Origin of the sequence: Parabacteroides johnsonii DSM 18315 (assembly GCF_025151045.1) — a bacterium.
Taxonomy (GTDB): domain Bacteria; phylum Bacteroidota; class Bacteroidia; order Bacteroidales; family Tannerellaceae; genus Parabacteroides; species Parabacteroides johnsonii.
The window spans coordinates 618159-640294 of sequence record NZ_CP102285.1; the positions used below are offsets into that span (position 1 = coordinate 618159).

Sequence of the window (22136 nt, forward strand, 5' to 3'; positions counted from 1 at the left end):
CCAACATATAAAGTAAAGTCTAAAAAAATTGTTTTGTATAAAATAAAATTGTTCCTTTGCAAAGTCACTCGTTTTAAGAGATATTATAAGTAGAGAGTAACCAAGCAAAAGAAGCCTTGACTATACGGGATGTGTAGCTTGACAACTTATCGTGTCAGGCTTTTTTTGTAATATGGGATTGACAAGGATAAATAATAATATAATAATGACAGCCGAAACTTTAATTATGACGAGGAGCGTGTCCCATATTTGGGGCGCGCTCCTTTTGTAAAAGCCGGTATTCCCACAGCAGTCTTATTCTTTTTATAAGATATGAAAATCAAGTTATTTATCTTGATTTTCTATTGCAAGAACTTGCCCAAGTTCTGATATTTTTGTAATTTAGTGACAAATAAACGCTTGCAAGATGCCAGAAAATTTACACTTCAGAAGTTATGATCCCGATCAAACGCTACTTTTTCCCCAGAGGATCGACCGGGATATCCCTAAGGATGATCCTGTACGTATCCTCAAGTCGGTTATCGAGAGCCTGGACCTGTCAGGTTTCAAGAAACTATACCATGAGCGTGGCCGCAGCCCTTATCATCCCAAAATGATGCTCATGGTAATCCTTTATAGTTACATGAATAACGTATACTCATGCCGAAAAATAGAGAAACTCCTATACCGGGACATCTATTATATCTGGCTGTCGGGATATCAGAAGCCTGACTTCGCTACCATCAACCGTTTCCGTAACCGTGTCAAGAATGAGATCGGACATATATTCACCCTCTTAGTGTTGATATTGGTAGAGAAAGGTTTTGTCACGCTTGAGGTCGAGTACCTTGACGGGACGAAGATAGAATCCAAGGCGAACAAGTATACCTTCGTATGGCGCAAGAGCGTGGAAAGGAACCGTGAGAAGCTGTTGGAGAAAATCCGTGTGTTACTCCAGCAGATCAACGAGCAGATGGCACAAGACAAGGCGGCCGATGTTGACACCTTGGAGCTTACCCCCAGACATTGTGCGAGATCTCCAAGGAATTCAAGGAGGCACTCGGTTCGGCACCTGAGGCAAAGACAAAGGAAGAGAAGGCCGCGCAAAGAGGAAAGAACAAGATGTTCAAAGAATTGGAGAGGCATGGCGAGAAGCTAGCGGAATATAACAGCCGCCTGGAACAGATGGAAGGCCGCAATTCCATCTCCAAGACCGATCCCTCGGCCACATTCATGCGCATGAAGGAAGACGCCATGTGTAATGGACAAACCAAGCCCGGCTACAACTTGCAGATATCCTCCGAGAACCAATTCATCACAGACTTCGCCCTCTTTCCGAACCCGACCGACACGCTGACCTTCATACCATTCCTTGGCTCTTTCCCGGGCCGTTACGGTCGTTTCCCAAAAAGGGTCGTCGCCGACTCCGGATACGGCTCGGAAGAGAACTACCGTTTCATGGACGAAGCCGGCATTGAGGGGTTCGTCAAATACAATCGTTTCCATTTGGAACACCGTCCCCGCTATAAACCTGACACCTTTCATCCCGACAGCCTCTATTATAATGAGGAAGGAGATTATTACATATGCCCGATGGGGCAGCGCATGTCCCGGACCGGTACGGTGCAAACCCGGACGGAGGGCGGTTATATCTCCCAGAGCGCCTGTTATCGCGCCATACGATGCAAGGGGTGTCCCTTGCGCTGCCTCTGTTACAAGGCCAAGGCCAACCAAAGGACGATCAGGGTCAATCACCGGCTTAATGCCTATAAGCGAAAGGCCTGTGAATTATTGACTTCAGAAGAAGGGATCAAGGAAAGGGGAAGGCGGTGCATTGAACCGGAGGCAGTCTTCGGACAGATGAAGTCCAATATGGCTTACCGCCGTTTCAGGCATATGGGAAAAGACAAGGTCGTGATGGATTTTACCTTCTTTGCCATAGCCTTCAATATAAAGAAACTATGTTCAATGATGAGAAAAGTGGACAAAAAGGGAAGAAAAGCGTCTTTTTATGGAAAATTCGTGGTTATTTTTATTTGTTACATGCATAAACTGGAAATATGCCAGGATAAGTTTGAAAAAATGACGGCATAATCAAATTTATTGCTGTATAGACACAAAAAAGAGGCTGCACATAATCAGGAATTATGACACAGCCCCGTACCACATGGATGGAAACCGGATTGAACCTGCATGGCTTTTTCGGACAGGTAAAATGAAATGGAGGTATGACGAATTGACGATAGTGGCGGACTTTACACCGAAAGTAAGACCGGACGGACCGCGCATTCAGATATTCGACCTGTTTGAAACAAATGCTTATTGTTTTGTCTTTTATACAATTTCGGAATATAAGGGAGAAAAGATGAAACCGTTTATGGCACTATATGATAAAAAACAGAACTTGTTTTATCCACATGCGAATCTCGTTTCTTCATATGCTTACTTGTCGGTGGAGAAGGGTAGGAGATTGATGAAAACATCTGTCCCTGGCTCTCTATATGCGATAAAAGAAGCCGTTGATCTGGCTGGAAAGGATGGTTTTGAAATGATAAAGGAGGATGATAATCCGGTGTTGCTGCGCTATGCATGTGAATAACGAAATCATATCCTCCTTTATCGGACTTGGAAAAATGATCCATACTAAAGTTTTTCTGATTTTCAAGTACAGGCAGTTCGTGTACGGGCGATTTGAGAACCGTCTTTACAATAGCAACCCTGCCGCCACCTCTTCCGCTACCGCCTCACTCTTGATGGCGGCTACCAGGGCGAGGCCGAAGTTCATGACTAATCCGGGACCTTTGCCGGTTATCACATTATCGGAAACTTCAACGGCTTCACCGGTGACGTTTGCGCCGATCAGTTTCGTTTCAAACCCTGGATAGCAGGTCGCGTTACGGCCTTTTAATAAGCCGAGTCCGCCCAATACCATAGGAGCGGCACAGATGGCTGCTACGATACGGCCTTCGCGGTATTGCCCGAGCAATGCTTCTTTGACAGCCTCCGAATCGTTCAGGTTCGATGCCCCCGGCATGCCTCCGGGGAGGATGAGGGCATCGTATGCCGGGGAATTTATCCCCTGGCAGAGATTGTCCAATGTCGTGTCGGCCGTGACCGGAATATTATGTGCACCCATGACAACCGTGTTGGTTGTGATAGAAACGGTTGTCACTTCGATTCCTCCACGACGTAGAATATCGACTGTGCCCAGGGCTTCCATTTCTTCGAAACCGTTCGCTAAGAATACAATTGCTTTCTTCATGTTGTTCTTATTTAAGTTTATACAGATAGGTGATCGTACCACTCTGGTTGTTCGCTCCGCTAATGCTGTTGAACTTGGCGCGTTTAGCCGCGTCCAGAGCACTCTTACGCATAGAACCGTTGTCGATGTTAGTACCCTTACCTATTTCTGCAAATATAACATTTCCTTTTGGATCTACCGTAATGTTGATTACGATTCGTCCCTCTTCTTGGATCGTGTAGGCAGGGCGGGGAAGCCCTCCTCGGCCGATCGAGCGTCCGTTCAGGTTGAATGAGCCGTAGCCTCCCACGCCTTCATTGGCTCCGTGGTCGGAATTGCCGAACGGGCTGCCTTGGTTGCCGGTTCCTGATTCGGCATCCCCCTGGCTGTTCCCTTCCTGACTTCCCATGCCGAAAGCTCCTGCGACCTTGTTGCTGATGGCCTGTTCTTTCTTACGGCGCTCTTCGGCGAGGCGTTTCTTCTCGGCTTCCTCTTTGCGGATACGTTCTTTTTCGGCTTCCTCTTTCCGTTTCTTTTCCTCTTCTTTCTTGCGTAACTCTTCTTTCTCTTTTTTCTTTTTCGCTTCTTCGATCGCGACGCTTTCCTCCATATCCTGCGTTATCAGTTCTTCCTTGGGTGTTTCAACCTTCGGCTGGGGTACGGGGGGAGGGGGAGTAGTCGTTTCCTCGGGAGGTTCCTGGCCGGTATATTTAGGTTCGAATGTCCCTGCTGCCGCATTGACATTACCGAAATTCACCAGAATACCGCCATCCTCATCGGGCACGACGGTCCTCAGGACCGTGAAACCCAGAATCAGCAGGATAAACAGGTGAAAAGCCACCGAACCTGCTATACCGTATATGTCATCTTTGTTTAACTTCATAATTTTAAAGAGTTGAAAGGTGAAAGTTGAAAGTTTTTAAGAGTTAAAGTTGAAAGTTAGAATAGCGACGCGAAGCCACTTTCAACTCTCCACTTTCAACTTTCAACTATTTGGCCTTGTGGCAAGCACCATCTTAAACTTATTCTGGTTTGCGATGTTCAGGATACGCACGATTTCCTTATAAGGGACCGTTTCGTCAGCATACAATGCAACAAACATCTCCGGCTCTTTTGCATAACTGTCTTGCAGGAACGGCGTGATTTCTTCGAATGACACTTGCTTTTCCCGCTGGTTACCGAAAGCGACATAGTAATTCAAATTCGCATCTATCGTGACACGTGTAAGCGGTTTGGCGGCTGTCTGCTTTTGCGCCTGCGGGAGCGTCACCTTGATAGCGTTCGGAATCACGACGGTGGAGGTAACCATAAAGAAAATCAACAGCAGGAATATGACGTCCGTCATGGAAGCCATGCTGAAGCTTTCGTTTACTTTTGTTCTTCGTTTTAAAGCCATAACTTTTTTGAGTTATGATTTATGATTTATGATTTATGATTTATCATCGACGCATAAATCATAAATCATAAATCATAAATCTTTAGTTTGCAGGTTCATTCAATAAGTCCATAAATTCCATTGTGCGGGCTTCCATCTTGTTTACCACGTTGTCTACCTGCGAAACCAGATAGTTGTAGGCAAACAGGGTGATGATACCGACTACGAGACCGCCTACCGTTGTTACCAGCGCTTCATAGATACCTCCGGACAACAGGGATACGTCTACATTTGTTCCGGCATTTGCCATATCGAAGAAAGCGCGTACCATACCGGTCACCGTACCTAAGAACCCTAACATAGGGGCGCCGGCGGCTGTGGTGGCGATTAGCGGAAATCCTTTTTCGAGCTTGGCGATCTCCAGGTTACCCACGTTCTCGATAGCGACCAGTACGTCGTTCATCGGGCGTCCCAGGCGGGTGATGCCTTTCTCGATCATGCGGGCGGAAGGGGTATTGGTGCTCCGGCATAGGTTCAGGGCCGAATCGACCTTTCCTTCATGGATATAGTCCTTGATGCGGTTCATAAATGTTTCATCCTCCCGCCCGGCGCGACGGATGACCATCAGGCGCTGGATAAATATATAACATGCCATCAACGAGAGTAACAATAGGACAACCATAATCCAACCGCCTTTAAAAGCGAGGTCGATTACATTGATTTCAGCTTCCGTGGGTGCTGTTACCGCCGTGAGGTCCGGCATCTGTTCTGCTGTTTGTGCCCCTACTGCTTGTAGGGAAAGTAAAATGCTCATATTGTTTTGAAAAAATTAAAGAATGAATAATTAAAGACTTAAAGAGTTGAAAATTAAGGAATGAAAGAATGAATAGTCGATTTTTAATTCTTTAATTCCTTAATTAACAATGCCTCCTTGTACAAACGGATCGTCTCTTTCAGCCCGTAATAGAGAGCATCGCTGATCAGGGCATGGCCGATGGAAACTTCATCCAGTCCCGGGATATTTTGATGGAAATAAGCCAGATTTTCTAAGCTCAGGTCATGACCGGCATTTACACCTAATCCCAAGTTCTTGGCAAGTTGGGCGGCAGCGATAAAGGGAGCGATTGCTTCTTCACGATTCTGAGGGTAGAGGGTCGCATAAGGTTCCGTGTATAACTCGATACGGTCGGTTCCTGTCTTGGCGGCCCATTCAATATTCTCAAGATCTGTTCCGATGAATATGGAGGTACGGATACCGTGTGAGGTAAAAGTTTCGACTAACTCGCTCAACTGGTCGAAGTGGGTTCTTACATCCCAACCTGCATTCGATGTGATGGCATCGGGAGCATCCGGCACCAATGTCACCTGCGTCGGTTTTACTTTCAGAACCAGGTCTATAAACTTCTCGCAAGGATAACCTTCTATGTTAAACTCTGTTTTTATTTCCGGTTTCAAGGCATACACATCGCTGTACCGGATATGACGTTCGTCCGGTCTGGGATGAACGGTAATCCCTTGTGCACCGAAAGCTTCACAATCTAATGCTACTTTTAATACGTTTGGTACATTGCCACCGCGTGCGTTACGAATGGTTGCCACCTTGTTAATGTTTACACTTAAATTTGTCATCGTATATCGTTATATCTTTTTTCTTTCATTACATTTGCACAAAAGTATCGGCAAATTTAGCAGTATTTAGGGAATATACAGAAGAATGTTGGTGAAAGATTTCATAACGAAGGAATTTCCGGTGTTAAAAAGTTTTGACACCGGGGAATATGCATTAGCTTTGATGGATGATTTTAAGTTAAAGCATCTGCCATTGTTGAACGAAAACGTATATCGGTGTCTGGTTTCTGAAAAAGACCTGTTGGCGATGCCTGATCCGACTGCTACTATCGGAGATCCGGTATTGTTTTCACCGAGTGTCCGAGAAGATACCCATATCCATGAGGCGTTGGCACTGGCCGCCCGCTATCAGTTGAGCCTCCTTCCGGTTGTGAGTGCGGAGGGGGAGTATAGCGGGGCCATTACGCGTGATAAACTGATCGATATCCTGTCCGAACTTTGCAATGCCGATACGGCCGGAAGTGTTTTTGTGCTGGAAGTGATGCCGCAGGATTATTCGATGACGGACATCGCCCGCTTGATAGAGGCGAATAATGCGCATGTCCTGAGCCTGCTTTCCTATACGGATAAGACGACCGGGAGGTTGCATTTGATTATCAAGATCGATCTGGAAGATGTATCTCCTGTGATCCGTAGTTTTGAACGTTTTAATTATACAGTCCTCTACTATTTTATGGAAAAGGGGATGGTGGACGACTTATTGCAACAACGGATGGAAGAATTGGTCTATTATATGAATATATAAGCAATTGATAATTGACAATTAGGAAAATATGAATCGGGTATGAAGAAAGTTGGGGTTTTCGGGAGCGAATATCAGGCGGATAAGCAACTTGTGATTAGGCGGTTATTTGAAAAACTGGCTTCTTTGGAGGCAGAGGTTTTTGTGGACCGTGACTTTTATCTCTTCCTTACGGATGCTTTGAATTATGAACCTGCGGTATCGGGCATCTTGACAAGCGACGAGTTTGATTTGGATGTGGCGTTGAGTCTGGGGGGGGACGGGACATTCCTGCGTACTGCCGCCAGGGTGAATAAGCAGGACATTCCTATTTTGGGCATCAATACCGGCCGCCTCGGTTTTCTGGCAGATGTGGCAAGCAAGGATATAGAAGATACGCTGGATGAATTATTTAAGAATTACTATAAGACGGAGGAACGTACTTTATTGCGCCTTCATACGGAAGACCGGGTGTTTCACGGTTATAATTATGCCTTGAATGAGATTGCGATCCTGAAACGGGACACCTCTTCCATGATTACGATCCATACGGCGCTCGACGGGGAATATCTGACTTCTTATCAGGCTGATGGTTTGGTCATCTCTACGCCGACAGGTTCGACGGCCTATTCGATGAGTGTGAACGGTCCGATTATCATTCCGCAAAGCAAGAATTTAGTCTTGAGCCCGGTCGCACCGCATTCGTTGAATGTCCGTCCGCTGGTAATTCCGGATTCCTTTACGATTACTCTGGGGGTGGAAAGCCGGAATAAATATTTCCTGATCGCTCTTGATGGGCGTTCCGAGATCTTCCCGACCGGTATACAATTGCGGGTGAGCAAAGCCGATTATACGACCAAAGTGATCAAACGATATAACCATACTTTTTATCAGACCCTCCGTGAAAAGCTCATGTGGGGAGCCGATACAAGGATGAAATAGGTAGTTCTCTTTGTGTGTTATCGTGTGCCTGAAACCCCGTTTGTTGTTAGCGGAAGTGTGAACCAGAACGTAGAGCCTTTTCCCAAAGTGGAATAGACGCCGATTTTCCCACCTAATTTTTCAATGATGCTTTTGCTGATGGATAGTCCGAGACCCGTCCCTTGTTTGTGGGTATTCAGTTTGACAAACCGGTCGAATATGTTGTTGCATGCTTCTTCGCTGATTCCGATGCCTGTATCTGTCACGGATACATATATCTTATCTTTTTCCAATAGGTAATCCAATTTGATTTCGCCATCCGATGTGAATTTGATAGCATTGGTCAGGAAATTGGAGATTACCTGTGTGAGCCGTTTCGGATCGGAATTGAGTTCGACGGATGGTAAGTCCCGATTGAAAGAGAAACATACATGATCTGGTATTTTCAAGGCGTGGACAGCATAGATTTCCTCGCAAATTTCTTTGAAGTCGAACTTTTTTAGATGGATGTCGAATGTGCCGGCTTCTATTTTTGAGAAATCGAGAATGTCGTTGATCAGCTGCAAGAGCAGGTCACTGTTCTTGTTGATGATATCCACATAGAAATGCCGTTCGTCCATATCTTCCTCTTGCATATCTGCGAGAATGCTGGAAAAACCGACGATTGCGTTGAGGGGCGTCCGTATTTCGTGGCTCATATTTGCCAGAAACATCGATTTGAGTTTATTGGATTCCTGGGCTTTTGCGAGTTCGATGTTTTTTTGATGTCGTTCTTTCTCTGCTGCACGTAGTTTCTCCCGTATATTTATTTCATTTGTGATATCGGTCAAATAATAGAGTATTTTCAGAGGTTTTCCGTTTTCATCATATTTATATGGTTGTACAAATGCTTTGACCCAGATGTATTCATCCCTGAACAGGCGCCTGTATTGGGCAGTATATCCTTTTATTTCCCCCTTGATCAACTTTTCGAAAGCTTCCGTCAATACCCGTTGGTGATCGTCCGGATGTACAAGCTGGTAGAAGTCTTTTCGAGAGGTCAGGTTGCATTCTTTTAATTTAGAAGGTTTGGCAGGATCGCGTAGTTCGAGGTCTATATGCATCTTATCCTCTTTGATATCGTACTCCCACATAAGAGAATCTCCGTCTCCGATAACTGTTTTCAATTTGTTAAACAATTCGTTGGTTTCTTCGATCTTCTTATATTTCTCTGTTTCATCGCTGAACATGATGATGTACCCGTATATGTTTTCATCCTCGTCTTTCAAAGGAAGACACTTGATAGATAGATATAAGATCGTATTTTCTTGTTGGGGATTTATGTGGTAATATTGGTTTGTCTTTATTTTGTCAAAAGCATATTGGCAATCGAACGCGACTTCCTCACCCTTTTTCAAGCGGTGAATCTGGTCTGCCGGAAAATTGGGATTTTCGAATAGGTTTATGCCGATAATATCCGTGCGTTTTATGGCGAATAGCTGTTCGTCTGTTTCATTCAGATCGATCAAATTGCCTTCTCCGTCGTATAGTTCGATACCTATTGGAAGTTTCTGGTAGATGTTTTCCAAGTTCAGTTCTTTTTTCAAAGGGTTGTGTGTAGAAAAATGAGGCATATCCATTTTTTGCATATCTCGTTTATTGGTTTGTTGTTTTATGACAAAGGTAATGATAATCCTATGATTTTGTAAAAAAATAATTGTGAAATTAGGGAATATAAATGGATTGTTATTTTTGATACCCGGCTAAAGTTATACGGAATTGCTGCTTTTGTATACAAAACTGGAACAGGTCGTTGCCTAAGGGGGAAAATGTGTATCTAAAATTATGTTTTGTAGCATGATTTTGTTAAACATGGTTAAGTGAATGAATTTTCCAAGTAAAAAAGTATGCTACATAACATAAAAGTCTATATATTTGCACTGTGTTTTTCATGGTATTAGATTTAAGGTTAACAATGAAGATTGGCTGTCCGTGACGGATAGCCTTTTTTTGTATATGATTTTCTATAACATATCTGTCGTTTTGCCATTGGACTATAATAACATGGATTTGCAGGATAACCGTAGAACAGTGGTTATATAAGGGAAAAACTGTATCTTTGTACACAATTTATATGTCAATACCCAAAAATAGATATGAAGAGAGTTTTCTGTCCTAAATGTGATAATCAGTTAGCGTTTGATGAAACAAAGTATCCGGAAGGTAAAGTGTTGGCGTTCGTATGCCCGCAATGTGGTTCCCAATTCAAGATCAAGTTAGGACGAAAAATAGTCCGTACCGAATCGGGACAGGAAAAAGAGGTGAAGGAACCGGACTTTTCCTGCGGTTATATTACAGTAATCGAAAATGCTTTCGGGTTCAAGCAGGAACTTCCCCTCGTAATGGGCGATAACGTGATCGGTCGCCGTAATAAAGATACCGACGGAGTCGATGTCCCCATCATCACGAGTGACCCCAGTATGGGCCGTAAGCATTGTGTGATAAATGTGAAAGAAGATAAAGGAGGGAAGCTCGTTTATACATTGCGCGATTTCCCGAGTCTTACCGGAACATTTTTGTGCAGCGTACTTGTCGGAAAAAAAGAACAGGTGCGGATCGGTGAAGGCGCCATTGTAACGATCGGTGCTACCACCTTTATTCTCCATGTACCGGGAGGAGAGGAAGAGTAGTCTTTTCGATTTGAACTTAGATACTGTCCGGAGTGAAACTGACCTCCTGCATCAGGGCGATAAGGGAGATAGGGGGAATTTGGCGTAGGTTTCGGGAGAGATGGATGCAAAAAATCTCTTTCGACTCCGGGGCAGTAAACTAAGCTAAAGAATCATTATTCATGCTTTTTGTTTTCGACTTCGAGTATAAAACAACTCATATCGGGTTTGGCTCACGCCCTTTTACATAAAGAACCACAAAGATATTAAACGAAAGTTTCATTGATTATGACCAAGTGGACCTTAAAAGGCTATCAATTAGCCTGTAATCCTTGTATTGTATTAAAATGTAAGTGTTAAATCGGATATTTCGAACAATCTTTCTGACAGATCCTTTTTTATATGTACTTTTGCAATCGAAAGAGGCAATAAGGTTAATTAAATGGAACAGAACAAGGTACAGGCCACTACGGGAATCACCTTCCGGGTACTGGTCGCTTTGAGTATATGTCATTGCTTGAATGACACGTTACAGTCCGTTATCTCGGCTGTTTATCCACTATTTAAGGAAGATTTAGGGTTGAGTTTTGCCCAGATCGGGTTGATAACGCTCGTCTACCAGTCGGCAGCATCCGTATGCCAGCCATTGACTGGATTGTTTTTTGACAAATGGCCTTCGGCATGGTCATTGCCGACAGGGATGAGTTTTACGCTCGTGGGGTTGTTGAGCCTGGCTTTTGCTGGTACGTTGCCGCTGGTCCTTTGCTCGGTAGCATTGGTCGGGATTGGTTCGTCAGTCTTCCATCCGGAGGCCTCCCGGTTGACTTCACTCGCATCGGGCGGAAAGCGAGGATTGGCACAATCGCTGTTCCAGGTCGGGGGAAATTTGGGCGGATCATTGGGACCGTTACTTGCTGCCGTGTTTGTTGCTCCCTACGGGCGGAAGCATATCGCCTTGTTCACGATCTTGGCCTTTACCGCGATTATGGTGATGATCCCCGTCGGACACTGGTATAAAGGTCTCCTGCTCCGGTTGAAGAAAGCGGAAGTAGAAATGCCAAAGACGCATGTCCGTACTCCGCTCCCGATGGGAAAGACCGTCTTCTCGATAGTGATCCTGCTGATTCTGATCTTCTCCAAATATATTTATATGGCGAGTTTGAACAGCTACTACACCTTCTATCTGATTCATAAATTCGGGGTTAGTGTGCAAGCCTCCCAACTTTACCTGTTCGTCTTCCTGATCGCGACGGCAATCGGAACGTTATTAGGAGGACCGATCGGTGATCGAGTAGGACGGAAATACGTGATCTGGGCCTCTATCTTAGGAGCCGCCCCATTTACACTGATCATGCCCCATGTGGAAAACCTGTATCTGACGGCGATTCTCAGTTTCTGTGTCGGTTTGACCCTGTCGTCGGCTTTCCCGGCTATATTGGTGTATGCACAGGAATTGCTACCTTATAAATTAGGCTTGATTTCCGGACTCTTTTTTGGTTTTGCCTTCGGGGTGGCAGGGATTGCATCGGCCGTATTGGGGAATATGGCTGACCGGTATGGTATAGAGGCGGTCTATAACGTCTGTGGCTATATGCCCCTTATCGGACTGGTCACGTGGTTCTTGCCCGACCTTAAGAAGAAACGATAGGGGCAGGGGAACAATAAAGGCGATCGCCTTGTTATAAATCATAAATTTCGCACAAACTAAATTTAGACACACTTATGATTTATAACTTTACTCACTTCAGCATTGCCCTGCTGTGGCTTCTTCCTGCCTTTGCCTCTGCCCAAACAGAGGCAATGGACTTGTCGCTGGAGCAATCCCTCACGCTCTTGCAAAGCGAGAACAAAAGTCTCAGGATTGCCGGGAAGGAAGTGGAGCTGGCGAAGAACGAACATCAGAAGCTCAATGCTTTCTGGTATCCCACTATCAGTGCCGCAGGAGCTTATGTGCATATGTCGAACCCGGTCGAGGTACACCAGTCCTTGAACCAATTCACCGATCCGGCGAAAGAGTATGTCCATTCTATCTTGCCCAACGACCAGTTTATCTCATCACTTCTTGATAAGATCGGACAAAACACGTTGACGTTGCCGCTCATTTCGCAGAACGTCACGTCGATCGATGCCAACCTGACCTGGCCTATCTTTACAGGTGGTAAACGTATTTATGCCAGTAAGATAGGCAAGAAGCTCGTGTCCGTCGCCGAAGTCAACCGCGAACAGGTAAGCGCGAACCAGCAAGCATTGCTGATCGAAAGCTATTTCGGTTTACGACTCGGCCAGCGGGTTGTCGAGGTAAAGGCGGAAACCTATAACTCCCTGAAAACCCATTACGACCAAGCTTTGAAGTTAGAACAGCAAGGGATGATCAACCGGGCCGAACGCCTTGTCGCTCAGGTAAGCATGGAAGAGGCGAAGCGTGAACTCGAATCTGCCCGGAAAGACCTCGAAGTCGCCAGTCAGGCACTTAAGAGTCTGATCAATATAGGGGAAGAACAGGAGATCCGTACGACAACCTCCCTCTTTATCAACGAGAGCATCCCTTCGGCCAATTACTTCAAGGAGATGATCCCTTTTAACAACTACCTGGTCAACCAACTGAAACTACAGGAAAATATCGCCGGTGACCAGTTGAAGATCGGCCGTTCAGGCTACCTCCCCAACATCGCCCTGATCGGCAAGCAGACTCTCTATGCGGACGGACTCGACAAGTACCTCATGCCGCGTACGATGATCGGGGTTGGTTTTACCTGGAACATCTTCGACGGCCTCGACCGGGAGAAACGTATCCGGCAGGCACGCCTGACCAGTCAGTCGCTCGCCATCGGAAAAGAGAAGGCTGTGAGCGATTTGCAGGTTGGGGTCGATAAGTTCTACTCCCAGATGCAGAATGCGATGGACAATGTCAAGGCGTTGAATACGACACTTGAGATGAGTAATGAATTGGTCCGTATCCGTGAGAAATCCTTCAAAGAGGGAATGGCGACCTCCTCGGATGTGGTAGACGCTGAAGTGGTGCTCTCGAAAGTGAAGACCGCCTTCCTGCTCGCTTACTACCAGTATGATGTAGCGCTCGCCAATCTCCTGTCTATTTGTGGTATTCCCGAAACCTTTCATCAATACCGGATGGACGGTAAAACAGAGATCTTATAAACATAAAACCGTATAATCATGGACAAATCGAAAAAATATCTGACGATCTCCTTCATAGTAGTGCTGATCGCCGTCATCATCCTGTCTTTCACAGGTATGCTCCTGTTGAAAGACAAACCTGTGATCTTGCAGGGACAAATTGAAGCAACCGAGATACGCATCTCCGGGAAACTGCCCGGCCGTATCGACACATTTTTAGTAAAGGAAGGGCAGAATGTGAAGGCCGGCGATACCCTTGTGGTCATCAACAGCCCCGAAGCACTCGCCAAATATCAGCAAGTGAACGCTCTCGAAAGTATCGCCCGTTTCCAGAACCAGAAGGTAGACGAGGGAACGCGTAAGCAGATCATTGCCACTGTCCAGCAACTTTGGAACAAGTCGAAGTCGGACCTCGAACTGGCAAAGACCACTTACAACCGTATCGAAGCCTTGTATAAAGACAGCGTCGTTTCTTCGCAACGGAGGGACGAGGTGAAAGCTTTGTATGAGGCCGCCGTAGCCGGTGAGCGGGCAGCCTGGAACCAATACCAGATGGCACTCGACGGTGCCCAGATACAGGATAAAGAGAGTGCCCGATCTCTGGTGAGCGCAGCTAAAGGTACGGTTGAAGAGGTTGCCGCTCTCTTGCAGGATGCCCGTTTGACAGCCCCGGAATCCGGCCAGATATCGACCATCTTCCCGAAAAGGGGGGAGTTGGTCGGAGCCGGTATGCCTATTATGAACCTGATCGTGCTTGACGACGTGCATATTGTGCTGAATGTCCGCGAAGACCGCCTGCCGTTCTTCCCGATGGGAGGGACGTTTGTTGCCGATGTTCCGGCAATCAATAAGAAGAATATCGAGTTTAAGATCAATTATGTCAGCCCTTTAGGTAGCTTCGCCACTTGGAAATCGACCAAGCAGACAGGTAGCTACGATCTCCGTACGTTCGAGATACACGCCCTGCCGGTCGGAAAGGTGGATGGGTTGCGTCCCGGAATGTCGGCACTGGTTGAATTGACAATTGATAATTGACAATGGGCAATTTTAAGAATAGTATGATGAATAGTCAACTGTCAATTATCAATTGTCCATTCATACGGGTTCTTCGAAGAGAACTTGTACGGATGGTCTCGCGACGTCTCTATTTTGGGGTGTGTATCGTGCTGCCGCTGTTCTGCATCTTCTTCATGTCCACGATCTTCGGGAATGGGCAGATGGAGAACATACCCGTCGGTATTGTCGATGGAGATAATACCTCCATGTCGAGGGAAGTCGTGCGGACAGTCGAAGCCGTCCCTACTTTCAAGGTTATGCATCGCTATACCGACGAGACGGCTGCCCGGCGTGCCACCCAGTCGAAAGAAATATACGGCTATCTCGTGATCCCTACTGGTTTCACGGCTGATGTCATGGCCGGACGGCAGACGACGCTTGCCTACTACTATCACTATGCTCTCTTGAGCGTAGGCGGTGAGGTGCGTGGCGCTTTCGAAACCGTCCTCCGCCAACTTTCGATGGCCCCGATTGTGATGCAAGCCACCGCCTTGGGAATCGGAGAGGAGCAGATCACTACCTTCCTGCTCCCCGTCAAGGCCAGTAGCCATCCTCTGTTCAATCCTGATCTGGACTACTCAGTTTACTTGAGCAACCCCTTCTTCTTTATCCTCTTTCAGGTCATTATCCTGCTGACAACGGTCTATGCCGTCGGTAGCGAGATTAAGTTCGGGACGGGGGCAGAGTGGCTCTCGGAGGCAGGCGGCAATATTGTGACGGCGGTAGCGGGAAAGTTGTTGCCCTACACCGTTATTTTCAGCCTGATGAGTATATTGGCGAACTATGTTATGTTCGGTCTTATGCACATACCGTTTTCATGTGGTTTCTGGCCGCTCAACCTTACGGCAATCCTGTTTGTCGTCTCGACACAAGCACTGGCGGTCTTCATCTTCTCTGTCTTTCCCGCACTCAGCATCATTATCAGCATCGTGTCGATGGTCGGTTCGCTTGGTGCAACGCTGTCAGGTGTGACCTTTCCTGTGTCCTCGATGTATGCTCCTGTGCATTATGCTTCTTACTTGTTCCCTGTCCGCCATTTCACCGAGATTTACCAGAATTTGCTTTACGGGGATTACGGTTTTGCCTGGACTTGGGTGAATTACGCTGCGCTGCTCTGCTTCCTTCTTCCCTCGCTGCTGATGTTGCCCCGTTTGAAGAAAGCGATTGTGAACGAAGAGATGTGGAGGCATCTCGTCTCTTAAAAAAAGAAATATGAATATGAAGGTAATATCTGTTATACATGATGAGTTCAAGACGATTGCCGGTAGCTATGCCATCCTGCTCGTACTGATGGGAGGCATATTTGTCTACGGCTTGCTGTACAATTATATGTACGCCCCCGACCTGGTCCGTAAAGTTCCGGTCGCCGTCGTTGATCATTCCCATAGCGAATTGGGCCGCCACTACGTCCGTCTGCTCGACGCCACCCCGCAGGTCAATGTCGTGACTACGGCTACTGATTACCCGGAGGCTCAGGACATGATGAAAGCGGGCCAGGTGGCCGGTATCCTCTACCTGCCGGACGATTTCGAGGATCGTGTTGCCCGTGGTGAAGAGTCTGTTTTCATCATGTACGAGACGACGAGCGCTTTCCTTTACTACCTCGCCATGCAGGAAGCTTCGGCTGCTTCCATGTTGGCTCTGAACGACGACTACCGGCCGGAGATGTTGGTGTTCTTGCCTCAACAGGTGGCTCCGAAGCTTGCTTCGGCCCAGGCTGTCGAGGTGGTCGGGACTGCTCTCTATAACCCGACCGAGGGGTATGGAACTTACCTGATTCCTTCGGTCCTGGTTGTGATCATCTTTCAGACGTTGATGATGGTGATCGCCATGATTAGCGGCGACGAACGGCATAGCGGCTCGATTGTCCGTTTTGCCGGCAATCCTGTGGATCTCTCTTTTGGGCGGATGGCACAGGTGGTGATCGGCAAGACGTTTGTTTATGGTATGCTGTATGCGGTTTTCGCTTTGTTCCTATTGGGGCTGATCCCTTTGATGTTCGGTCTCCCGGATATTGGCAACCCCCTGTATGTCATCATGCTGATGATACCCTTCCTGTTGGCGACTAGCTTTTTCGGGCTTACGGCATCCCTGTTCTTTACGGACTCCGACGCACCGCTTTTGATGATTGCCTTCTTCTCTGTCGGCCTCATCTTTCTCTCCGGTGTCTCGTATCCGATAGAACTGATGCCCTGGTACTGGAAGATGGCACATTATCTCATTCCGGCAGCCCCAGCGACAATGGCCTATGTCAAGCTGAACTCGATGGGGGCTTCGATGAGCGAGATACAATCCGAATATATTACCCTGTGGGTACAGTGCGCGTTTTATTTCGTGACGGCATGTTTGGTTTATAGGTATAATATCCGGAAAGCGATGGTACAAGGTGCTTCTCCGGCAATAACCGATAGCTTTCCATCCCATAAGTCATAGCTTTTATAGGTGTAACCAATAGCCTTTCTGAAAAACATCGGCAGCTTCATCAAAAGCGATGCCGACCGCTTCCCAAAAAGGTTATAGGCTGTTCCGGAACAGCCTATAACCTTTTTGTTTCTACCCTATAGCCTATTGGCGAATAGGGTATAGGCTGTTTTTTTCGAAATATCACCTTTGATATTCAGTTGTTTAGGCTTTTATAATCATCTGTTAAGCCTGGAAGGTGAAAGCAAAAAGCGGTGTTTTATCTTTCTTAACACCATGATGTGTATATTCTAAGATAAATACTTACTTTTGCGTCTGTATCTGATAACATGAAAAAGAAATGAGACGAATACTACATTTGATTTTGATCAGCTGTCTGTGCTTCTCGGCAACAGCACAGAAAAACGCTCCTAAATGGATGGACAAAGCCAAGAGAGCGGTCTTTACAATTACCACTTATGGAAAGGATGGAAATAAGCTCGCAACCAGTACGGGATTCTTTATCTCCGAAACAGGCGAGGCTGTCTCAGCATACGATATTTTCAAAGGAGCCGAGAAAGCAACAATCACAGACTTCGAGGGAAAGACATTTCCAGTTAAGAATATCCAGGGGGCGGACGAACTGTACGATGCCGTAAAGTTTCAGGTCGAAGTGCCGAAGAAGGCCGCTTTCCTGCCGATCGCTGCCGATCCGGTGGCAAACGGGACGAATGCCTATCTGCTGTTGTACTCTACCGGCAAGAACGCCACCTTTAAGTCCGGTGCTATTACCGAAGTAAGTAAACTGAAAGATCCGTATAAATATTACAAGATGGCAATCTCATTGGAAGAAAACGAACTCAATGCCCCGTTGCTGACTCCCGAAGGTGAAGTGTTCGGGCTGGCACAAGCGGATGCAGGTGGAAAGAAAGATATTTGCTATGGTCTTTCTGCTGGATATGCGGGTAGCTTGTCAATAGGCTCTGCTGATTATCTGAGTTCTGCATACCGCAATATCAATATACCGAAAGGATGGCCGAAAGAACTGGACCAAGCAACCGTCGCTCTTTACCTGATTAGTGGCACGCAGGACGCAAAGGCACGCCTGGAAACGGTCAACGATTTTATCGCCACCTTCCCGGATGTTCCTGACGGCTATCTGAATCGTTCCGATCTTTATGCCTACAATCGTGCGGCATTGGCTAACTCTACGGCTGAACAGGCAACTTATCTGCAAAAGGCATTGGACGACATAAAAACCGCTTCCAAATATAGCGATAAGAAAGGTGATTTCTGGTATAACCAGGCTAAGCTGATCTACGGTGTTGCTTCGGCTGATAGTACGCTGACCGATCCCGCCTGGACAACCGAAGCCGCTATGGAGGCTTTGGATAAGGCAATCGAAGAGGACAATCTGCCTGCCTATCATCAGTTAAGGGCGGATATCCTATTCAATAAAGGAGAGTTCCAACAGGCATTCGATGAGTACATGATCGTTAACAATAGCGATGTCGCCTCTGCTTCTTCCTATTATTTGGCTGCAAAGGCAAAGGAACGGGTTACCGGTTTTAATATCGGTGATGTGATCGACTTGCTCGATAAGGCGATCGAGAAATGCGGGACAAATATGAATGCCGAGGCGGCAGCTTATGTGCTGGAACGGATCGATTGGCGTCTACGCCTTGCACAATACACGGAGGCTATCGCTGATTATGATCTTTATTATACGCTGGTCGGTGGCCAGGTACTTCCGAACTTCTTTTTCCTGCGTGAACAGGCTAAGTTTCGTGCGGGTGACCTGGAAGGAGCTTTGAAGGATATCCAGGCTGCTATACAGGGAAGTCCTGACACGCCTGACTACTATGCGGAAGAAGCCTCTATCTACGTTCGTCAGCAGAAGTATGAAGATGCACTGAAAAGTATAGAGAAGGCAATTGCGATCGCTCCTGATTTCGGAGCTTGTTATCGTTTGCGGGGCGTTTGTTATGTCCGTTTGGAGAAGAAAGCAGAAGCTTGCGAAGCATTCAACAAAGCTAAAGAATTGGGTGATCCACTTGCCGAGAAGTTGATAAAGGAACATTGTAAATAAGATAGGAATATGAAAAAACTGATGAATGTATTGCCGTTGCTGCTTGTCGCTGTCCTGCTGTTTGGTACGGCTTGTCAGGGTAAGAAGAAGGAAGTGGAGAACGTGAATGTAACGTTGTTCGATAAGGAGCTGCCGGAGATCAAGGCATTGGTTAACGGAGATTGGGAATTGGTGAGCGGCAAGAATGCCCGTGAATTCTGCGAGTATGAGAATACTTTCATCAAGTTTGCAGACGACCAGTATGTCTGGACGGAGGACGGCAAAGCTGAACCGGGAGCCTTGAACTGGCGCAAAGCGGATACGGAGGCCGGATATGAAGCATATCTGATGGATGTCTTCTACGAGACCAACCCGGCCTATCCTGTGTCTGTCAAAGGGGATACTCTTATCTTGCAAGACTGCTCGGAAACAGGGTATAAATATACTTTAGTGAGGAAATAGCCTTCAATACGGTTTTATAAGGCTCATTGGAAAGAAGGGTTAGTGTGGGAAAAAAGGGGCTTAATCTTTGAAGAAATAAGTATTAAGCCTCTTTTTTGTTTGTTCGGTGCAACTTTGGCCATGTACTCGACAACCAATCGTAATGAAAAGGTAAATAAACCTGATTATGGGGTATGTATCGAGCATCTATAATTGTGTACCAGTCGGAGAAAGACCGGCCAAATGTGTGTCTTGTTTAAACTCTTTTTTAGTAGGGCAGGAGAACGTAAGGAAAAACATCATCGTGAATAGGATGAAGCCTGCTAAATGTTTGCCTGTTTTAGGTGCTGTCATTTATTGAAGTTACATTTTTCGTGGAATATCAGAATTCCGGTTATCGTTGCTATTTTGAATGAGCTTTTTTAACTGTGTTTGTTTATAATAATAACAATCAGTATTCCATTTTGTTTTGATTTTCTACATGTTTTTTTGATAATATTTCCATTTAATAAAAAAAGTCCTTGCAATCCACGGATTACAAGGACTTTGCTTATGCTATAAAAATAGTTTTACTTCTTCATAGCTTCCTCGATAGCAACAGCTACAGCAACAGTAGCACCTACCATCGGGTTGTTACCCATACCCAGGAATCCCATCATTTCTACGTGAGCAGGAACGGATGAAGAACCAGCGAACTGAGCGTCACCGTGCATACGGCCCATTGTGTCGGTCATACCATAAGAAGCAGGACCGGCAGCCATATTGTCTGGGTGCAGGGTACGGCCTGTACCACCACCTGAAGCTACAGAGAAATACGGGTGACCGTTTTCCATACATTCTTTCTTGTAAGTACCTGCAACCGGGTGCTGGAAACGAGTCGGGTTAGTTGAGTTACCTGTGATAGATACGTCAACACCTTCTTTACGCATGATAGCAACACCTTCGCGAACGTCGTCAGCACCGTAGCACTTAACTTTTGCACGCAGACCGTTTGAGTATGCTTTTTCTTCGATTACGTTTACTTCGCCAGTCATATAGTCGAACTGAGTCTGAACGTAAGTGAAGCCATTGATACGGGAAATAATTTTAGCTGCATCCTTACCCAGACCGTTCAAGATAACGCGCAACGGTTCTTTACGAACTTTGTTTGCCATTTCAGCGATCTTGATAGCACCTTCGGCAGCAGCGAAAGATTCGTGACCTGCCAAGAATGCGAAACATTTTGTTTCTTCACGAAGCAGACGGGCAGCCAGGTTACCGTGGCCGATACCTACCTTACGATCGTCGGCAACAGAACCGGCGATACAGAATGCCTGCAGACCGATACCGATAGCTTCAGCAGCTTCGGCAGCATTGGTGCAGCCCTTCTTGATTGCAATTGCAGCACCTACAACGTAAGCCCAGCAAGCGTTTTCGAAACAGATAGGTTGTGTTTCCTTACACATTGTATAAGGGTCGATACCTTTAGCGTCGCAGATAGCCTTTGCTTCTTCGATACCGTTGATACCATATTCTTTTAAAACCGCGTTGATATGATCGATACGGCGGTCATAACTTTCAAATAAAGCCATATTATTTTTTACTTTTTTAAGTTCTTATTTACCAGAAATAAAGATATCAGAAAATTGAAAACAAGTACACCGCCGCAGCAGGCTACATAAAAAGCCATCCAGGGACGGTCCGGCTTAATCACGAAGTAAGCGATAACCGTTGCCACTATGGTGATAGCGATCAGCCCGAAAAGGACGCGTGTCAGTGTTTTCTTATTCATTACGAGGATCGATATATTTTACAGCTTCTTTGAAACGACCGTAAGAGCCTTTGGCTTTTTCCAGTGCTTCGTTAGCATCCATACCCTTCTTTACCATATCCATGAATTTACCTAAGTGGATAAATTCATAACCGATTACTTCGTCGTCAGCATCGAGAGCCATACGAGTACAGTAACCTTCAGCCATTTCCAAGTAACGAGGACCTTTGGCCAATGTGCCGAACATGGTTCCTACCTGGCTGCGCAGACCTTTACCCAAGTCTTCCAAACCGGCACCTACAGGCAGACCACCTTCAGAGAAAGCAGACTGTGTACGACCGTAAACGATCTGCAGGAACAATTCGCGCATTGCAGTGTTGATAGCGTCACAAACAAGGTCAGTGTTCAATGCTTCCAACAGTGTTTTGCCCGGCAGGATTTCTGAAGCCATCGCAGCAGAGTGAGTCATACCGGAGCAACCGATAGTTTCTACAAGTGCTTCCTGGATAATTCCTTCTTTAACGTTCAGAGTCAGCTTACATCCACCCTGTTTCGGTGCACACCAACCGATACCGTGAGTCAAACCAGAAATGTCAGAAATCTGAGTTGCTCTAACCCACTTTCCTTCTTCAGGAATCGGAGCACACTGGTGGTTAGCTCCCTTCTTTACAACACACATGTGTTGAACTTCATGTGAATAAATCATAATCGCTAATTTATTATATTAAAGTGATAATAAAACTTTATGCTAATTTTAATGTAAGATCGCTTT

At 46.1% G+C, this 22136-nt stretch carries 20 protein-coding genes and 1 pseudogene; 12 read left to right on the plus strand and 9 right to left on the minus strand.

Translation table 11 applies throughout. From position 1 onward, the window contains the following. The first annotated feature begins 406 nt into the window (after positions 1-406). Positions 407-2065, plus strand: a pseudogene (locus tag NQ564_RS02765) (IS1182 family transposase). A 129-nt stretch (positions 2066-2194) separates the two neighbouring features. Further along, a complete protein-coding gene (locus NQ564_RS02770; protein ID WP_129649749.1) occupies positions 2195-2578 on the plus strand; it encodes a hypothetical protein in 384 nt (127 codons plus the stop codon). A 105-nt stretch (positions 2579-2683) separates the two neighbouring features. Here the strand turns inward: NQ564_RS02770 and NQ564_RS02775 are convergent, their stop codons facing one another. The 5 genes from NQ564_RS02775 to NQ564_RS02795 form a co-directional block, all read right to left on the minus strand. Next, complete coding sequence (locus NQ564_RS02775; RefSeq protein WP_008145796.1) at positions 2684-3241, minus strand: DJ-1 family glyoxalase III; 558 nt, start codon at positions 3239-3241, stop codon at positions 2684-2686. Positions 3242-3248: 7 nt separating this feature from the next. Then, complete coding sequence (locus tag NQ564_RS02780; RefSeq protein WP_008145798.1) at positions 3249-4103, minus strand: energy transducer TonB family protein; 855 nt, start codon at positions 4101-4103, stop codon at positions 3249-3251. Between the two features lie 102 nt (positions 4104-4205). Beyond that, positions 4206-4616, minus strand: a complete 411-nt coding sequence (locus tag NQ564_RS02785) for an ExbD/TolR family protein (RefSeq protein ID WP_008145800.1) — start codon at positions 4614-4616, stop codon at positions 4206-4208. Positions 4617-4698: 82 nt separating this feature from the next. Continuing rightward, the gene (locus NQ564_RS02790; protein ID WP_129649751.1) at positions 4699-5409 is read right to left on the minus strand and encodes a MotA/TolQ/ExbB proton channel family protein; all 711 of its coding nucleotides are present in this window, start codon (positions 5407-5409) and stop codon (positions 4699-4701) included. 83 nt (positions 5410-5492) lie between these two features. Then, entirely contained in the window at positions 5493-6224 is a 732-nt protein-coding gene (locus NQ564_RS02795) for a pyridoxine 5'-phosphate synthase (RefSeq protein ID WP_008153509.1), read from the minus strand. A gap of 85 nt (positions 6225-6309) precedes the next feature. On the opposite strand from NQ564_RS02795, the gene NQ564_RS02800 reads away from it, so the two are divergent. Next, positions 6310-6969, plus strand: a complete 660-nt coding sequence (locus NQ564_RS02800) for a CBS domain-containing protein (protein WP_008158683.1) — start codon at positions 6310-6312, stop codon at positions 6967-6969. A 39-nt stretch (positions 6970-7008) separates the two neighbouring features. Next, a complete protein-coding gene (locus NQ564_RS02805; protein WP_008145807.1) occupies positions 7009-7887 on the plus strand; it encodes an NAD kinase in 879 nt (292 codons plus the stop codon). A gap of 17 nt (positions 7888-7904) precedes the next feature. On the opposite strand, the gene NQ564_RS02810 is transcribed toward NQ564_RS02805, so the two are convergent. Then, positions 7905-9479 carry a PAS domain-containing sensor histidine kinase gene (locus NQ564_RS02810; protein ID WP_370758597.1) on the minus strand — a complete coding sequence of 525 codons (1575 nt, stop codon included), beginning with the start codon at positions 9477-9479 and terminating at the stop codon, positions 7905-7907. 522 nt (positions 9480-10001) lie between these two features. Here NQ564_RS02810 and NQ564_RS02815 point away from each other — a divergent pair. From NQ564_RS02815 to NQ564_RS02850, 8 genes are all read left to right on the plus strand, one after another. Beyond that, positions 10002-10535 (plus strand): FHA domain-containing protein, encoded by a 534-nt coding sequence (locus tag NQ564_RS02815; protein WP_008145811.1) that lies wholly within the window; start codon positions 10002-10004, stop codon positions 10533-10535. 421 nt (positions 10536-10956) lie between these two features. Then, positions 10957-12162 carry an MFS transporter gene (locus tag NQ564_RS02820; RefSeq protein ID WP_008145813.1) on the plus strand — a complete coding sequence of 402 codons (1206 nt, stop codon included), beginning with the start codon at positions 10957-10959 and terminating at the stop codon, positions 12160-12162. 74 nt (positions 12163-12236) lie between these two features. After that, complete coding sequence (locus NQ564_RS02825; RefSeq protein WP_008145815.1) at positions 12237-13670, plus strand: TolC family protein; 1434 nt, start codon at positions 12237-12239, stop codon at positions 13668-13670. An 18-nt stretch (positions 13671-13688) separates the two neighbouring features. Next, on the plus strand, positions 13689-14684 hold the full coding sequence (locus tag NQ564_RS02830; RefSeq protein WP_008145817.1) for an HlyD family secretion protein: 996 nt from the start codon (positions 13689-13691) through the stop codon (positions 14682-14684). A gap of 2 nt (positions 14685-14686) precedes the next feature. Further along, positions 14687-15907, plus strand: coding sequence for an ABC transporter permease (locus tag NQ564_RS02835; protein WP_008145819.1), 1221 nt, complete (start codon positions 14687-14689; stop codon positions 15905-15907). A 10-nt stretch (positions 15908-15917) separates the two neighbouring features. Continuing rightward, positions 15918-17138 (plus strand): ABC transporter permease, encoded by a 1221-nt coding sequence (locus NQ564_RS02840; protein WP_008145821.1) that lies wholly within the window; start codon positions 15918-15920, stop codon positions 17136-17138. A 328-nt stretch (positions 17139-17466) separates the two neighbouring features. Then, positions 17467-19194: a serine protease gene (locus NQ564_RS02845; RefSeq protein WP_039847971.1), complete on the plus strand. Its 1728-nt coding sequence runs from the start codon at positions 17467-17469 to the stop codon at positions 19192-19194. A gap of 9 nt (positions 19195-19203) precedes the next feature. Further along, positions 19204-19635 carry a hypothetical protein gene (locus NQ564_RS02850; protein ID WP_008145824.1) on the plus strand — a complete coding sequence of 144 codons (432 nt, stop codon included), beginning with the start codon at positions 19204-19206 and terminating at the stop codon, positions 19633-19635. Positions 19636-20183: 548 nt separating this feature from the next. Here the strand turns inward: NQ564_RS02850 and NQ564_RS02855 are convergent. Genes NQ564_RS02855 through NQ564_RS02865 form a run of 3 tightly spaced genes read right to left on the minus strand, consistent with a single transcriptional unit; the run spans position 20184 to position 22070 of the window. Continuing rightward, positions 20184-21185, minus strand: a complete 1002-nt coding sequence (locus NQ564_RS02855) for a GGGtGRT protein (protein ID WP_008145829.1) — start codon at positions 21183-21185, stop codon at positions 20184-20186. Between the two features lie 8 nt (positions 21186-21193). Continuing rightward, positions 21194-21385 (minus strand): hypothetical protein, encoded by a 192-nt coding sequence (locus NQ564_RS02860; RefSeq protein WP_008145831.1) that lies wholly within the window; start codon positions 21383-21385, stop codon positions 21194-21196. Then, positions 21378-22070, minus strand: coding sequence for an iron-sulfur cluster assembly scaffold protein (locus tag NQ564_RS02865; protein ID WP_005640918.1), 693 nt, complete (start codon positions 22068-22070; stop codon positions 21378-21380). The genes NQ564_RS02860 and NQ564_RS02865 overlap by 8 nt, the downstream gene beginning before the upstream one ends. Positions 22071-22136: the final 66 nt, after the last annotated feature.

Coding starts and splice junctions, on each gene's coding strand:
- NQ564_RS02770 (WP_129649749.1), top strand. CDS start 2,195: ATGAAATGGAGGTATGACGAATTGACGATAGTGGCGGACTTTACACCG.
- NQ564_RS02775 (WP_008145796.1), bottom strand. CDS start 3,241: ATGAAGAAAGCAATTGTATTCTTAGCGAACGGTTTCGAAGAAATGGAA.
- NQ564_RS02780 (WP_008145798.1), bottom strand. CDS start 4,103: ATGAAGTTAAACAAAGATGACATATACGGTATAGCAGGTTCGGTGGCT.
- NQ564_RS02785 (WP_008145800.1), bottom strand. CDS start 4,616: ATGGCTTTAAAACGAAGAACAAAAGTAAACGAAAGCTTCAGCATGGCT.
- NQ564_RS02790 (WP_129649751.1), bottom strand. CDS start 5,409: ATGAGCATTTTACTTTCCCTACAAGCAGTAGGGGCACAAACAGCAGAA.
- NQ564_RS02795 (WP_008153509.1), bottom strand. CDS start 6,224: ATGACAAATTTAAGTGTAAACATTAACAAGGTGGCAACCATTCGTAAC.
- NQ564_RS02800 (WP_008158683.1), top strand. CDS start 6,310: ATGTTGGTGAAAGATTTCATAACGAAGGAATTTCCGGTGTTAAAAAGT.
- NQ564_RS02805 (WP_008145807.1), top strand. CDS start 7,009: ATGAAGAAAGTTGGGGTTTTCGGGAGCGAATATCAGGCGGATAAGCAA.
- NQ564_RS02810 (WP_370758597.1), bottom strand. CDS start 9,479: ATGCCTCATTTTTCTACACACAACCCTTTGAAAAAAGAACTGAACTTG.
- NQ564_RS02815 (WP_008145811.1), top strand. CDS start 10,002: ATGAAGAGAGTTTTCTGTCCTAAATGTGATAATCAGTTAGCGTTTGAT.
- NQ564_RS02820 (WP_008145813.1), top strand. CDS start 10,957: ATGGAACAGAACAAGGTACAGGCCACTACGGGAATCACCTTCCGGGTA.
- NQ564_RS02825 (WP_008145815.1), top strand. CDS start 12,237: ATGATTTATAACTTTACTCACTTCAGCATTGCCCTGCTGTGGCTTCTT.
- NQ564_RS02830 (WP_008145817.1), top strand. CDS start 13,689: ATGGACAAATCGAAAAAATATCTGACGATCTCCTTCATAGTAGTGCTG.
- NQ564_RS02835 (WP_008145819.1), top strand. CDS start 14,687: ATGGGCAATTTTAAGAATAGTATGATGAATAGTCAACTGTCAATTATC.
- NQ564_RS02840 (WP_008145821.1), top strand. CDS start 15,918: ATGAATATGAAGGTAATATCTGTTATACATGATGAGTTCAAGACGATT.
- NQ564_RS02845 (WP_039847971.1), top strand. CDS start 17,467: ATGAGACGAATACTACATTTGATTTTGATCAGCTGTCTGTGCTTCTCG.
- NQ564_RS02850 (WP_008145824.1), top strand. CDS start 19,204: ATGAAAAAACTGATGAATGTATTGCCGTTGCTGCTTGTCGCTGTCCTG.
- NQ564_RS02855 (WP_008145829.1), bottom strand. CDS start 21,185: ATGGCTTTATTTGAAAGTTATGACCGCCGTATCGATCATATCAACGCG.
- NQ564_RS02860 (WP_008145831.1), bottom strand. CDS start 21,385: ATGAATAAGAAAACACTGACACGCGTCCTTTTCGGGCTGATCGCTATC.
- NQ564_RS02865 (WP_005640918.1), bottom strand. CDS start 22,070: ATGATTTATTCACATGAAGTTCAACACATGTGTGTTGTAAAGAAGGGA.